The sequence below is a fragment of the Pseudomonas sp. RT4P38 genome (genome assembly GCF_054897765.1).
This window is the reverse complement of record NZ_CM142703.1, coordinates 5,787,033-5,800,861: the sequence shown is the minus strand read 5'-3', so window position 1 is coordinate 5,800,861 and position 13,829 is coordinate 5,787,033. Positions and strand designations below refer to the sequence as shown.

The window sequence follows — 13,829 nt, the reverse complement described above, 5'->3', positions numbered from 1 at the left end:
TCTACGCCGCTTGCTGAAACTGCTGCCGATACTGGTTCGGCGACAATTCCGTGTGCTGGCGAAACAACCGCGCGAAGAAGCTCGCATCGTCGTAACCGACTTCATAGCTGATGGTCTTGATGCTCTTGCGGCTGGCGGACAGCAAGCCTTTGGCGGTTTCGATGCGCAGTCGTTGCAGGTAATGCAGCGGCTTGTCGCCGGTGGCGGTCTGGAAGCGCCGCATGAAATTGCGGATGCTCATGCCGTGTTCGCGAGCCACGTCTTCGAAGCGGAATTTGTCGGCGAAGTGTTCTTCGAGCCAGTGCTGGATCTGCAGGATGATCACGTCCTGGTGCAGCTTCTGACCGCCGAAACCGATACGTCCCGGCGAGTAGTTGCGCTGCACTTCATAGAGAATGTCCCGCGCCACGGCCTGGGACACGTTGGCGCCGCAAAAGCGCTCGATCAGGTAGATGTAAAGGTCGCAGGCCGAGGTGGTGCCGCCAGCGCAATACAGATTGTCGGCGTCGGTCAGGTGCTTGTCCTGATTGAGCTGAACCCGTGGGAAGCGTTCGGCAAACGCATTGAAGAAGCGCCAGTAAGTGGTCGCTTCCTTGCCGTCGAGCAGCCCGGCCTCGGCCAGCCAGAACACCCCGGTGGCTTCGCCGCAGAGCACGGCGCCGCGAGCATGTTGCTGGCGCAACCAAGGCAGGACCTGTGGATAACGTTGGCAAAGGGTGTCGAAATCGTCCCAGAAGGCAGGAAGGACAATGATGTCGGCGTTTTCCAGGCCGCCGTCCACCGGCATGATCACGTCACTGAAGCTGTTCACCGGTTTGCCGTCGGGGCTGACCAGGCGGGTTTCGAACGCCGGAGTCAGGCCGTGGCCCAGTTGTTTGCCGTAACGCAGGCTGGCCAGGTGGAAGAAGTCCTTGGCTTGCATGAGGGTGGAGGCGAAAACCCGGTCGATAGCCAGGATGCTGACGCGCCGCAAAGGCGTGGAGACTTGGTTAGACATAATTCAACTTTATTCTTATAGGGGAAAGTGGTCACCAGACGGCTGGATCGTCTTATTTTTTGTCGGATGTGTCCAGTGTCCTGTATCGGATACGAGGCTTAGTCTCTGAGGGTCAATTCCGGCTAACAACAACGACAGGTGTCGCATGATCCCCAGAACATTGTTCAGTTCCGAGCACGAACTTTTTCGCGACAGCGTGCGAACGTTCCTCGAAAAAGAGGCCGTGCCGTTCCATGGGCAATGGGAAAAACAAGGCTATATCGACCGCAAACTCTGGAACAAGGCAGGGGAGGCGGGAATGTTGTGCTCGCATCTGCCGGAAGAATACGGTGGGCTGGGTGCTGACTTTCTCTACAGCGCGGTGGTCATCGAAGAGGTCGGTCGTCTCGGTCTGACCGGTATCGGTTTTTCCCTGCATTCGGACATCGTCGCGCCTTACATCCTGCATTACGGCAGTGAAGCGCTGAAACACAAATACCTGCCGAAGCTGGTGTCCGGAGAGATGGTCACCGCCATTGCCATGACCGAACCCGGTGCCGGTTCCGACCTGCAAGGAGTGAAAACTACCGCCGTGCTCGATGGCGATGAGTACGTGATCAATGGTTCTAAGACCTTTATAACCAACGGCTTTCTGGCTGACCTGGTGATTGTCGTGGCCAAGACCGATCCCAAGGCCGGCGCGAAAGGTACCAGCCTGTTTCTGGTGGAGGCCAACACACCAGGCTTCGCCAAGGGCAAGCGCCTGGAAAAAGTCGGCATGAAGGCTCAGGACACCTCGGAACTGTTTTTCCAGGACGTTCGGGTGCCGAAGGAAAACCTGTTGGGGCAGGCCGGGATGGGTTTTGCCTACCTGATGCAGGAGTTGCCGCAGGAGCGTCTCACCGTTGCCATTGGCGGGCTTGCTTCGGCTGAAGCTGCGCTGCAATGGACGCTTGACTACACCCGTGAACGCAAGGCATTCGGCAAGGCGATCGCTGACTTCCAGAACACCCGCTTCAAACTGGCCGAGATGGCGACCGAGATTCAGATCGGTCGGGTCTTTGTCGATCGTTGTCTGGAACTGCACCTGCAAGGCAAGCTCGACGTGCCGACAGCGGCGATGGCCAAGTATTGGGGCACGGACTTGCAATGCAAGGTGCTCGACGAGTGCGTGCAGTTGCATGGCGGTTACGGGTTCATGTGGGAGTACCCGATCGCGCGAGCGTGGGCGGATGCGCGGGTGCAGCGGATCTATGCCGGCACCAACGAAATCATGAAGGAGATTATTGCCAGGTCGCTTTGACCTTGCAGCGACTGTTAGACCGCCATCGCGAGCAAGCTCGCTCCCACAGGGATTGCGCAAAACCTGTGGGAGCGAGCTTGCTCGCGATAGGGGCTACGAATCAATCAAGGTGCCGGGTTCGGGTGATCCTTGTGGATCGCCTCGATTCCCTCCAACACTTCATCGGATAGTTTCAGCTCGAAGCTCGCTAAATTGCTTTCAAGCTGCTCCATCGTCGTCGCGCCAATGATGTTGCTGCTCACAAACGGCTGCTGAGTGACAAACGCCAACGCCATTTGCGCCGGGTCCAGGCCGTGTTCACGCGCCAGTGCGACATAACGGCTGCACGCTGCTTCCGACTGCGGGTTGAAATAGCGGCTGAAGCGGCTGTAGAGGCTCAGGCGGCCTTTAGGCGGACGCGCGCCACCTTCGTACTTGCCTGACAGGAAACCGAACGCCAGCGGCGAATAGGCGAGCAGGCCGCACTGTTCGCGGATGGCGATTTCCGCCAGACCGACTTCGAAGCTGCGATTGAGCAGGTTGTACGGATTCTGGATCGACACCGCGCGCGGCCAGCCACGGGCTTCCGCCAGGGCGAGGAAGCGCATGGTCCCCCACGGCGTTTCGTTGGACAGGCCGATGTGGCGGATCTTGCCGGCCTTGACCTGTTCGTCCAGCGCTTCGAGGGTGTCCTCCAGTGGCGTCAGGTTGGCTTCGGTCTGGTGTTTGTAACCGAGCTGACCGAAGAAATTGGTGCTGCGCTCCGGCCAGTGCAGCTGGTAGAGGTCGATGTAGTCGGTCTGCAAGCGCTTGAGGCTGGCGTCCACGGCTTCGGTGATGTGCTGGCGGTTGTGCCGCAGGTTTTTGTCGCGAATGTAGTCGATGGTGTTGCCGGGGCCGGCGATCTTGCTCGCGAGGATCCAGTCGGCCCGATCGCCGCGGCTTTTGAAGTAATTGCCGATGTAGCGCTCGGTGGTGGCGTAGGTTTCGGCCTTGGGTGGCACCGGGTACATCTCGGCGGTATCGATGAAATTGATCCCGGCGCTCTTGGCCCGTTCGATCTGGGCGAAGGCTTCAGCCTCGCTGTTTTGCTCGCCCCAGGTCATGGTGCCGAGGCAGATTGCACTCACGTTCAGATTGGTTCGGCCTAGCTGGCGATAGTCCATCGGGTGCTCCTTTGGCAAAACAATCATAAAAGCAGGTTGAATTTTTTTTCGCAATCTGCATAATTGCGCACCTCTTTCTGCAGTGGAAGTGATGCGCCGCCGCCGAAGAATCTTGCCGTTGAACGGACGCGCCGACCCGAGCCCCCGAAAGCGTCTGTATCCGGCTGCCTTTGACTTGTCAAAGTACGCACTATTCAGTAAGATCCGCCGTCTAATTTACAGGGCGGCCCCTGAGGCTATAAAGAATGAAAACTTTTACTGCTAAACCGGAAACAGTACAGCGCGACTGGTTTGTCGTCGACGCTGCAGGTCAGACCCTGGGTCGTCTGGCCACCGAAATCGCGAGCCGTCTGCGTGGCAAGCATAAAGCTGAGTACACTCCTCACGTTGACACCGGCGATTACATCGTCGTTATCAATGCCGAGCAGATTCGTGTAACCGGTGCTAAAACCACCGACAAAATCTACTACTCCCACTCCGGTTTCCCGGGCGGCATCAAGTCGATCAACTTCGAAAAGCTGATCGCTAAAGCCCCTGAGCGCGTGATCGAGACTGCGGTCAAAGGCATGCTGCCCAAGAACCCGCTGGGTCGCGACATGTATCGTAAGCTGAAAGTCTATGCGGGCGCTGTACACCCTCATACTGCTCAGCAGCCCCAAGAACTGAAGTTTTAACGGAATAGTTCATTATGTCGGCGACTCAAAATTACGGCACTGGCCGTCGCAAGACCGCAACCGCACGCGTTTTCCTGCGTCCGGGTACTGGTAACATCTCCATCAACAACCGCACCCTGGAAAATTTCTTCGGCCGCGAAACTGCCCGCATGGTAGTTCGTCAGCCGCTGGAGCTGACTGAGACTGTCGAGAAATTCGACATCTACGTCACCGTGATCGGTGGTGGTGTAAGTGGTCAAGCTGGCGCAATCCGCCACGGTATCACTCGCGCACTGATGCAGTACGACGAAACCCTGCGTGGCGCTCTGCGCAAAGCTGGCTTCGTTACTCGCGATGCTCGTGAAGTTGAACGTAAGAAAGTTGGTCTGCGTAAAGCGCGTAAGCGTCCGCAGTACTCGAAGCGCTAATTCGCTTTCGCGTTCAAAAAGAACGCCCAGTTTCCTCGCGAAGCTGGGCGTTTTTTTATGGGCGCGATTTACCAGAGAATTGCTCTGTGACAACTTGCCACAGCCGTAGAAGCCCTATACTGCAAGGCTTGGCAGTGGAGCCCCTCGGTAATTACCTTGTCAGAATTGGGGCTTTTCATTACCATTCGGCAAAATTTTTATAAGTTCAGATTTTTACTTAGTAGATGCCTGATTTAACAGGCCACAAAGCTGATGGGAGAGGACTGAATGAGCAATGACGGCGTGAATGCAGGCCGGCGTCGCTTCTTGGTAGCAGCCACATCCGTGGTGGGTGCTGCAGGAGCGGTGGGGGCTGCGGTCCCGTTCGTGGGGTCATGGTTTCCCAGTGCCAAGGCGAAAGCCGCAGGTGCACCGGTGAAGGTGAATGTCAGCAAAATCGAGCCAGGCCAGCAGATGATTGCTGAGTGGCGCGGTCAGCCGGTGTTCATTGTCCGCCGTACCGAGGAAATCCTGGGGAATCTGAAAAAGATCGAGGGCCAGCTATCTGACCCGACCTCCAAGAACTCGACACAACCGACGTATGTCGATCCGGAAACGCGTTCGATCAAGCCAGAGGTTCTGCTGCTGATCGGTATCTGCACGCACCTGGGTTGCTCGCCGACCTTCCGTCCAGAAGTGGCACCTGCGGATCTGGGCAAGGACTGGGTAGGTGGTTATTTCTGCCCTTGCCACGGTTCCCACTACGATCTGGCTGGTCGCGTCTACAAGTCGCAACCTGCGCCTTTGAACCTGCCAGTTCCCCCGCATTCCTATGAGACCGATGACATCATTGTCATTGGCGTCGATACGGAGAAAGCGTGATGAGCAAGTTCATGGATTGGGTTGATGCGCGCTTTCCCGCGACCAAAATGTGGGAAGACCATCTCAGCAAGTACTACGCCCCGAAGAACTTCAACTTCTTCTATTTCTTTGGCTCCCTTGCACTGCTCGTTCTGGTCAACCAGATCGTTACCGGTGTCTGGCTGACCATGAGCTACACCCCGTCGGCGGAAGAAGCGTTTGCTTCCGTCGAATACATCATGCGCGACGTCGAGTACGGCTCGATCCTGCGTATGTTGCACGCGGTCGGCGCTTCGATGTTCTTCATCGTGGTTTATCTGCACATGTTCCGTGGCTTGCTCTACGGTTCGTACCAGAAGCCACGTGAGCTGGTGTGGGTCTTCGGCATGCTGATCTATCTGGCGCTGATGGCTGAAGCCTTCATGGGTTACTTGCTGCCGTGGGGCCAGATGTCCTACTGGGGTGCCCAGGTGATCATCTCGCTGTTTGGGGCAATCCCGCTTATCGGCGACGACCTGACTCAATGGATTCGAGGTGACTACCTGATTTCGGGTATTACCCTGAACCGCTTCTTCGCCCTGCACGTAGTCGCCTTGCCGATCGTGATCCTCGGTCTGGTGGTGCTGCACGTTCTGGCGCTGCACGAAGTCGGCTCGAACAACCCGGATGGCGTGGACATCAAGAAACACAAAGACGAAAACGGCGTACCGCTGGACGGCATTGCCTTCCACCCGTACTACACCGTGAAAGATATCGTCGGCGTGGTGGTGTTCCTGTTCATCTTCTGCTCGATCGTGTTCTTCTTCCCGGAAATGGGCGGCTACTTCCTCGAGAAACCGAACTTTGAAGTGGCGAACGCCTTCAAGACGCCAGAGCACATCGCTCCGGTCTGGTACTTCACGCCGTTCTACGCGATTTTGCGGGCGGTTCCGGACAAGCTTCTGGGCGTTATCGCCATGGGGGCGGCCATCGCGGTGCTGTTCGTCCTGCCATGGCTGGACCGCAGCCCGGTCAAGTCGATGCGCTACAAAGGCTGGCTGAGCAAAATCTGGCTGGTGGTGTTCTGCGTATCGTTCGTGATCCTCGGCATTCTGGGTGTTCTGGCCCCGACGCCAGGCCGTACGTTGCTGTCGCAGGTGTGTACCTTCCTGTACTTCGCCTACTTCATTCTGATGCCTTTCTACACCAGGCTCGAGAAGACCAAACCGGTTCCGGAAAGGGTGACTGGCTGATGAAAAAGCTATTTGCTGTACTGATTCTTGCTGCTATGCCTGTGTTCTCGTTCGCGTCGACAGCGGGTGCTCCTGAGCTGGAAAAGGTCGACATCGACGTTTCCGACAAGGCTGCAATGCAGGATGGCGCACGTACTTTTGCCAACTACTGCATGGGCTGTCACAGCGCGAAGTTCCAGCGCTACGAGCGTGTAGCCGATGACCTGGGCATTCCGCACGACCTGATGCTCTCGAAGCTGGTGTTCACCGGCGCCAAGATCGGCGACCACATGAGCATCGGCATGCAACCGGCTGACGCCAAGACCTGGTTCGGTGCGGCGCCGCCCGACCTCACCCTGGTCGCCCGCGTTCGCGGCACTGACTGGCTCTACGGTTACCTGAAGTCCTTCTATGAAGACCCGTCGCGTCCTTGGGGCGTGAACAACAAGGTGTTCCCGAACGTCGGGATGCCCAACGTTCTGGTCGGCCTGCAGGGGCGTCAGGTGGTAGGCTGTAAACAAGTTCAAATCGTCGAAGACGGCAAGAAGCAATACGATCCGCTGACCGGTACGGCTTTGACTCATGAAGCCTGCGACCAGCTGACCATACTGCCGAAAACCGGCACGCTGAACGAAGAGCAGTTCGACGAGAAGGTCAAGAATCTGGTGACTTTCCTGGCCTACTCGGCCAACCCGGTGAAGCTGCAGCATCAGCGCATCGGTACCTATGTGTTGCTGTACCTGGCGTTCTTCTTCGTATTCGCTTACTTGCTCAAGCGTGAATACTGGAAAGACGTCCATTGATAAAGCTGTAAGCAATTGCTGTTAATCGCGCGCGCCCAAGGGCGTCTCTGAAGGTGTAACGAGCCTGGTGAACCAGGCGTTACGGGAGGCGCCCTCTGGGCGCGCGCGTTTTTCCGCTTCCGATAATTTCAACAAGCGAGGAGGACCGCCATGGGCGTGACCAATCGGTTGGCCTGTTACTCCGACCCCGCCGACCACTATTCCCACCGAGTGCGCATCGTACTTGCAGAGAAGGGTGTCAGCGCCGAGATCATTTACGTGGAAGCTGGCCGTCAGCCGCCTAAACTGATTGAAGTGAACCCTTACGGAAGCCTGCCCACCCTGGTCGATCGTGACCTGGCGCTGTGGGAGTCGACCGTGGTGATGGAGTATCTGGATGAGCGTTACCCGCACCCGCCGTTACTGCCGGTTTATCCTGTGGCGCGTGCCAACAGCCGTCTGCTGATTCATCGTATTCAGCGTGACTGGTGTGGTCTGGTGGATCTGATCCTGGATTCGCGGACCAAGGAAGCAGCCCGTGTCGTGGCTCGTAAAGAGCTGCGCGAAAGCCTGACCGGCGTGTCGCCGTTGTTTGCCGACAAGCCGTTTTTCCTCAGCGAGGAACAAAGTCTGGTGGATTGCTGCCTATTACCAATACTCTGGCGATTGCCGATTTTGGGTATAGAACTGCCGCGGCCTGCCAAGCCGCTGCTTGATTACATGGAGCGCTCGTTTGCGCGTGAGGCTTTCCAGACGAGTCTGTCTGGTGTCGAACGCGATATGCGCTAAGGCTTAAGGAGCCGCTATGAACTCCAGTCGACCTTATCTGGTCCGCGCGCTCTACGAGTGGATTGTGGACAACGATTGCACCCCGCACATGCTGGTCAATTCCGAGTATCCGTCGGTGCAGGTGCCTCAGGGTTTTGCCAGTGATGGACAGATTGTCTTGAACGTATCGCCGGCAGCCGTGCGTCACCTGCACATGGACAACGAAGCGGTCAGCTTCGAGGGGCGTTTCGGTGGCGTGCCGCACACCCTGTACGTGCCTATCGCATCGATCCTGGGCATTTACGCTCGGGAGAACGGTCAGGGCATGGTGTTCGATCTGGAATCGCCTATGGAAGACGAGGAAGAGATCGAGCCGGATGACGATACTCCGCCACCCGACAGCGAGCCACCGCGTCCCAGCGGTCGACCCAGTTTGAAAGTGGTGAAGTAATAAAAAAGGCGATCCTTCCGGATCGCCTTTTTTATTACTTGTAGGAGCCAGCGGTGCGGCGATCTCAAGGGTCGCCATTACCGATCGGCAGTATCAATCGATGTATTCAAACAGCTTCACGATTTTCTGCACGCCGGAAACGCCTTGCACCAGGTTGGTGGCTTGAGCGGCTTCCTGCTTGGTCAGCAGGCCCAGCAGGTAGACGATGCCGTTCTCGGTAACAACCTTGATGCGCGAACCCGGGATGTTCGGGTCAGTGAGCATCTGGGTCTTGATCTTGGAAGTCAGCCAGGTGTCGTTCTGGCGGGCAAGGAAGCCGGAGGGTGGCAGAACCTGCAGTTCGTTGTGGACCGTCTTCACGCGCTGAACAGCCGCAGCGGCTTGTTCAGCCTTGGCCTTGAGGTCTGCGCGCGGGGTTTGCCCGGCGAGCAGCACGACACCGTTGAAACTGGTGACGACGATGTGCGAGTCGTTGTCCAGGGCTGGATCGGCCTTGGCGATGTTCACGCCGACCTTGGTGTCGATCAAAGAGTCGTCGATCTTGCTGCCGAAGGTGCGGGTGCCGCGGTCATCTTCAATCGGCGCTTCACGGCTGGCGTTAACCACCGAGGTGCAGCCGCTGATACCGAGGCACAGGGTCAAGGCCAGAAGGCCTAGGCGATTAGGGGTCATTCTTCACTCCCGAACAGTTGGCTGTCGATCAAATCGCAAAGGCAATGGATCGCCAGCAGGTGGACTTCCTGAATACGTGCAGTGACGTTGGCCGGTACGCGAATCTCGACGTCCTCGGGCAATAGCAGCGACGCCATGCCGCCGCCATCGCGACCGGTCAATGCTACGACAATCATTTCGCGATCATGTGCGGCCTGGATCGCTTGAATAATGTTCGCCGAGTTGCCGCTGGTGGAAATCGCCAGCAATACGTCACCTGGCTGGCCGAGGGCGCGGATCTGTTTGGAGAAAATTTCGTTGTAGCTGTAGTCGTTGGCAATCGAGGTGATCGTCGAGCTGTCGGTGGTCAGCGCGATGGCTGGCAGGCTCGGACGTTCGCGCTCGAAGCGATTGAGCAACTCGGACGAGAAGTGCTGGGCGTCACCGGCAGAACCGCCGTTGCCGCAGGACAGCATTTTGCCTTCGTTGAGCAGGGCGTTGACCATCACTTGGCTGGCTTGCTCGATGTGCGGTGCAAGTACGTCCATCGCCATTTGCTTGGTGTCGATACTGGCCTGAAAAAGCTGGCGAATTCGGGATTGCATGTCCATCTGTGTGACCTTAATTAGCGCGGCTACTCGGCACATGAATGTGCAGCCCGCAAAGCAAAGAGCAAAAGTGTTGGGTGAAAGTGTCCGGTTAGGGATGCCCGCGATCAGCTGTCGAAGGCATTCTGCAACCAGTTCAACTGATCGAGCTTGCTGTCGATGGCAACCACGTCGAAACGGCAAGGGGAATTGGCCCAGCGCGACTCGCGCTGAAGAAAATACTGCGCGGCAAAAATCAGTTTCTGCCGTTTGCGCTCATCGATGCTATCGAGCGCGCCACCCCATTGAGTGTTTTTTCTGTAGCGGACTTCGACGAATACTACTGTATCGCCATCAAGCATGACCAGATCAAGCTCGCCGCGCTTACACAACCAGTTCTGCGCCAGCAGGCGCAAACCCTGTTGTTGAAGGTGCTCGAGCGCATGGCGCTCGGCATCTTTACCGCTTTGCTGGCGTGACCTGTCGGGCATCAGCGCGCGGTGTCCGGCAGGCGTTGAACCTGACCGTTAGCGAACTGCGCCCACGGCAACTGACGCACGACACGTTGGTTTTGAGTCATGCCCAGGCTGCCCGATTGACCTTCAATGCGGCTGTCCGGCAAAGCCTTGAGTTGCCCCAGGCGTGGTGCCAGGCGATAGGCATCGACACCCATTGCGTACAAACGACCCAGGCTGCCGCCGGCTTGTGGCCATTGAGCCGTGACCTGTTTGCGCAGTGGATCGTTGGCGTCCAGCAACCATGGTGTTTCGCAGAAGCGAATACCGTTCATGTCGTTGTACTGATTCACGTCGCCGCTGGCGCTGAATACGTGGGACGTGGCGTAAACTGGCACGTCACCGGCGTACTGGAAGTTCAGGGTCGGTTTGATCTGCTGGGCTTGCTGAGGCGTTGCAGCCAGGAAGATGAACTCGATGTCCTGGCGACGCGAAGGCTGGGCGGCCACTTGCGAGCCGACAGTGCTTTGCAGGCTCTTTGCGCGACCTTCGCTTTGACGCAGTTGGAACATGTCAGCAATCTGCTGGGCCAGTTGAACCGGTTGGTCGACGCGTTCGGTGGCTAGGATGCTACCACCGTTGGCTTGCCAATCCTGGCTGAACGCCCTGAGTACGCGATCGCCCCACTCGCCTTTCGGCACCATGATGGCGGCGCGATGCAGGCCATCGGCGCGAGCACGACGCGACACTTCGCGAGCTTCGTCTTCAGCAGCAAGGCCAAACTGGAACATCTGGGCCGGACCTTGTTCGCCTTCGCTGTAATTAAGCGCCAGGGTGGTAATCGGCAGTTGCGGGCGAGCGCTGAGCTGTTTGACCAGCGGCTTCTCCAGCGGGCCGACGACCAGTTGCACGCCATCGGCCTGCGCCTTGCGATAGAACTCATCCAGGGACGTCAGGCGCGAGCTGTCATAGAACTCGATGGCTGGCGGCTTCTGCCCGGCTTGTTGCGCCTGGTAGTGCGCGGCCATGAAGCCTTCGCGCAGTGCTTTGCCGACCGACGCCAGAGGGCCGTCTTGCGGCAGCAGCAGGGCGATTTTCCCCAGGGGCTGGCTGGCCAGTTCCTTGAGTTTGGTCAGTGGCAACGGCAGTTGAATGGCGGCCGGATGCTTTGGATTCTGCGCGCGCCAGTTGTCGATCGCGGCTTGCTGCTGTTCCAGGGTACCGGCGGTTTTCACCGCCAGCGCCAGGCCCATCCAGCCACCGAGGTCGCCGGTGGATGTTGGCTGCAATTGATCGGTTGGCAACGAAGCGATCAGGGTCCAGATCGCTTCGTGGTTTTTGCTGGTCGCTTCACCTTCGAGCATTGGCGCAATAAAGATGCGCTCGCGTGCGGCAGCCAGGGTCTGGCCGTCGGCTTCAAGGGCGCGGGCATGAACGGTGCCGGTGCGAACCTGTTGCTCGACCGGCAGTTCGCTCAGGCGTTGCAGGCTCGGATGACTCAAGGCCGTCAGCGCCGCTTTGGGCTGATTGCGAGTCATAGCCAGTTCCGCCGCCAGGGTACTGGCGAAAACCTGTTGGCCAGGCTTGAGTTGTTCGACGGGGACTTGTTGCAGGATTTGCGCGGACTGGCCGGCATTCCCCTGACGATAGGCCAGGTCAGCCGCGCTCAGGCGCAACAAGGCGGCTTTTTCCGGGTCTTTGCTTTGGGCGGCCTGTGCGAGCAATTGCTCGATACTGGCATCCGGGGTCCGTGGAAGTTCGCCAAGGCTGGAGGAGGGCGAGCTGGCGCAAGCCGCCAACAACGCAGCGAGGCAGAGGGCAGTGAACAGCCGCAGGCAAGCGATCATGTAGTGTTCCTGATACTCGATCAAATTAGCGTGGAATTGTACCCAAGCACTGGCCGGGGCGCGATGTTACTGGCGTGAATCGATCAATTTAGCTCGTGCAAATGTTGCGGCGCTGCACAAAAGGCCGCAAAACCGAGGACTGCTTGCGCGTATCGCGAGCGTCACGACGCGCTACAATGGCGGCTTTTACCGATCATGAGGTGTGCGCTTTGACTGCTCCAGGTGCTTTGAATTCCGCTGCTGGCTCGCTTTATGTGGTGGCGACGCCCATCGGCAACCTGGACGATATCAGTGCGCGTGCGCTGAAGATCCTGCGCGAGGTCACCCTGATCGCCGCCGAAGATACCCGCCATTCCCAGCGATTGATGCAGCATTTCGGCATTCCTACACCGCTGGCGGCCTGCCATGAACACAATGAACGGGATGAAGGTAGCCGCTTTATCACCCGCTTGCTCGCCGGCGACGATGTGGCGCTGATTTCCGATGCCGGCACGCCGTTGATTTCCGATCCGGGTTATCACCTCGTGCGTCAGGCCCGTGCTGCGGGAATTAATGTTGTGCCGGTCCCGGGCGCCTGCGCTCTGATCGCGGCGTTGTCGGCGGCGGGGCTGCCGTCGGACCGTTTCATCTTCGAAGGCTTCCTGCCGGCCAAGGCTGTCGGTCGGCGCGCTCGTCTGGAGTTGGTAAAGGAAGAACCGCGCACGCTGATTTTTTATGAGGCGCCACACCGCATCCTTGAATGTCTGCAAGACATGGAACTGGTGTTCGGTGGGGAGCGCCCGGCTTTGCTGGCCCGTGAAATCACAAAAACCTTTGAAACCCTTAAGGGTTTGCCGCTGGCCGAGTTGCGCGAGTTCGTCGAGTCAGACAGCAATCAGCAGCGCGGCGAGTGCGTGGTGTTGGTGGCGGGTTGGTCTGCTCCCGAGACCGAGGACGCCGTCAGCAGTGAGGCGATGCGCATTCTTAATCTGTTGCTTGAAGAAATGCCGCTCAAGCGTGCCGCAGCATTGGCGGCGCAAATTACCGGGGAGCGCAAAAATGTTCTCTACCAGGTTGCGCTGGACAAACAGAAGGGCGAGTAAAACCCGACGTGTAGAAGGGGTTCAAGGCGTTTAGAGCTTGTCCTTCGGCCACTCTGCCGTTAATCTTCGCGGCGGAGAGTCGATCGGACAGTCGCTGCCCTCTATGAAAATTAGGGGGGGGAGGAAAGTCCGGGCTCCATAGGGCGAAGTGCCAGGTAATGCCTGGGAGGCGTGAGCCTACGGAAAGTGCCACAGAAAATAACCGCCTAAGCGCTTCGGCGCCGGTAAGGGTGAAAAGGTGCGGTAAGAGCGCACCGCACGTCTGGCAACAGTTCGTGGCTAGGTAAACCCCACTTGGAGCAAGACCAAATAGGGTCCCAAGGCGTGGCCCGCGCTGGGACCGGGTAGGTTGCTAAAGATGTCCAGTGATGGCCATCGTAGACGAATGACTGTTCAAGACAGAACCCGGCTTACAGATCGACTCTCCACCTTTTTTCTCTCCTCTGCTTAAATCATTGAGCAGGGCGCTGGTGATGGCAATTTCCCTCCTTACACAATCGTCGGCAGAAGCACTTTCGTAATACCGAAAAAATCTTACTCTTAATAAATTACTTTAACTTCCGAGTGCAGCCATCAGTGCTGGTTCAAGTTATTGAGCGGGATTACACGTCTGATTCTCCTTACCCCTCCTAATACGCTCCTAAATCTCA

General features: G+C 57.8%; 15 protein-coding genes and 1 other RNA gene. 10 read left to right on the top strand and 6 right to left on the bottom strand.

The features are described from left to right. Position 1: 1 nt before the first annotated feature. The gene (locus tag ACYZT7_RS26945) at positions 2-898 is read right to left on the bottom strand and encodes a GlxA family transcriptional regulator (RefSeq protein WP_462041869.1); all 897 of its coding nucleotides are present in this window, start codon (positions 896-898) and stop codon (positions 2-4) included. A 244-nt stretch (positions 899-1,142) separates the two neighbouring features. Here ACYZT7_RS26945 and ACYZT7_RS26940 point away from each other — a divergent pair, with 244 nt between their 5' ends. After that, the gene (locus tag ACYZT7_RS26940; protein ID WP_462038892.1) at positions 1,143-2,279 is read left to right on the top strand and encodes an acyl-CoA dehydrogenase family protein; all 1,137 of its coding nucleotides are present in this window, start codon (positions 1,143-1,145) and stop codon (positions 2,277-2,279) included. A gap of 104 nt (positions 2,280-2,383) precedes the next feature. Here ACYZT7_RS26940 and ACYZT7_RS26935 read toward each other — a convergent pair whose 3' ends face one another. Next, entirely contained in the window at positions 2,384-3,424 is a 1,041-nt protein-coding gene (locus tag ACYZT7_RS26935) for an NADP(H)-dependent aldo-keto reductase (RefSeq protein ID WP_462038891.1), read from the bottom strand. Between the two features lie 245 nt (positions 3,425-3,669). Here ACYZT7_RS26935 and rplM point away from each other — a divergent pair, with 245 nt between their 5' ends. The 7 genes from rplM (at position 3,670) to ACYZT7_RS26900 (ending at position 8,557) form a co-directional block, all read left to right on the top strand. Beyond that, positions 3,670-4,098, top strand: coding sequence for a 50S ribosomal protein L13 (gene rplM, locus ACYZT7_RS26930; protein WP_007905295.1), 429 nt, complete (start codon positions 3,670-3,672; stop codon positions 4,096-4,098). A gap of 14 nt (positions 4,099-4,112) precedes the next feature. Continuing rightward, on the top strand, positions 4,113-4,505 hold the full coding sequence (gene rpsI, locus ACYZT7_RS26925; protein ID WP_003216038.1) for a 30S ribosomal protein S9: 393 nt from the start codon (positions 4,113-4,115) through the stop codon (positions 4,503-4,505). Positions 4,506-4,772: 267 nt separating this feature from the next. Then, positions 4,773-5,366, top strand: a complete 594-nt coding sequence (gene petA, locus ACYZT7_RS26920; protein WP_007905300.1) for a ubiquinol-cytochrome c reductase iron-sulfur subunit — start codon at positions 4,773-4,775, stop codon at positions 5,364-5,366. Next, the gene (locus ACYZT7_RS26915) at positions 5,366-6,577 is read left to right on the top strand and encodes a cytochrome b (protein WP_064675962.1); all 1,212 of its coding nucleotides are present in this window, start codon (positions 5,366-5,368) and stop codon (positions 6,575-6,577) included. The genes petA and ACYZT7_RS26915 overlap by 1 nt, the downstream gene beginning before the upstream one ends. Then, entirely contained in the window at positions 6,577-7,359 is a 783-nt protein-coding gene (locus tag ACYZT7_RS26910; protein WP_462033478.1) for a cytochrome c1, read from the top strand. The genes ACYZT7_RS26915 and ACYZT7_RS26910 overlap by 1 nt, the downstream gene beginning before the upstream one ends. A gap of 150 nt (positions 7,360-7,509) precedes the next feature. Beyond that, positions 7,510-8,127 carry a glutathione S-transferase N-terminal domain-containing protein gene (locus ACYZT7_RS26905; RefSeq protein ID WP_462038890.1) on the top strand — a complete coding sequence of 206 codons (618 nt, stop codon included), beginning with the start codon at positions 7,510-7,512 and terminating at the stop codon, positions 8,125-8,127. Between the two features lie 16 nt (positions 8,128-8,143). Then, on the top strand, positions 8,144-8,557 hold the full coding sequence (locus ACYZT7_RS26900) for a ClpXP protease specificity-enhancing factor (RefSeq protein ID WP_462038889.1): 414 nt from the start codon (positions 8,144-8,146) through the stop codon (positions 8,555-8,557). 93 nt (positions 8,558-8,650) lie between these two features. Here the strand turns inward: ACYZT7_RS26900 and ACYZT7_RS26895 are convergent, their stop codons facing one another. The 4 genes from ACYZT7_RS26895 to ACYZT7_RS26880 form a co-directional block, all read right to left on the bottom strand. After that, positions 8,651-9,229: a BON domain-containing protein gene (locus tag ACYZT7_RS26895; protein ID WP_008147477.1), complete on the bottom strand. Its 579-nt coding sequence runs from the start codon at positions 9,227-9,229 to the stop codon at positions 8,651-8,653. Further along, positions 9,226-9,819 carry a phosphoheptose isomerase gene (locus ACYZT7_RS26890; protein ID WP_008025961.1) on the bottom strand — a complete coding sequence of 198 codons (594 nt, stop codon included), beginning with the start codon at positions 9,817-9,819 and terminating at the stop codon, positions 9,226-9,228. Before ACYZT7_RS26890 ends, ACYZT7_RS26895 begins: the two co-directional genes overlap by 4 nt. Before the next feature lie 104 nt (positions 9,820-9,923). Beyond that, positions 9,924-10,286: a YraN family protein gene (locus tag ACYZT7_RS26885; protein ID WP_462038888.1), complete on the bottom strand. Its 363-nt coding sequence runs from the start codon at positions 10,284-10,286 to the stop codon at positions 9,924-9,926. Then, positions 10,286-12,097: a penicillin-binding protein activator gene (locus tag ACYZT7_RS26880; RefSeq protein ID WP_462038887.1), complete on the bottom strand. Its 1,812-nt coding sequence runs from the start codon at positions 12,095-12,097 to the stop codon at positions 10,286-10,288. The genes ACYZT7_RS26885 and ACYZT7_RS26880 overlap by 1 nt, the downstream gene beginning before the upstream one ends. A 176-nt stretch (positions 12,098-12,273) precedes the next feature. Here ACYZT7_RS26880 and rsmI point away from each other — a divergent pair, with 176 nt between their 5' ends. Further along, positions 12,274-13,179 carry a 16S rRNA (cytidine(1402)-2'-O)-methyltransferase gene (gene rsmI, locus ACYZT7_RS26875; protein ID WP_462038886.1) on the top strand — a complete coding sequence of 302 codons (906 nt, stop codon included), beginning with the start codon at positions 12,274-12,276 and terminating at the stop codon, positions 13,177-13,179. Between the two features lie 75 nt (positions 13,180-13,254). Then, an RNA gene (gene rnpB, locus ACYZT7_RS26870) (RNase P RNA component class A) lies at positions 13,255-13,608 on the top strand. The last annotated feature ends 221 nt before the right edge of the window (positions 13,609-13,829 follow it).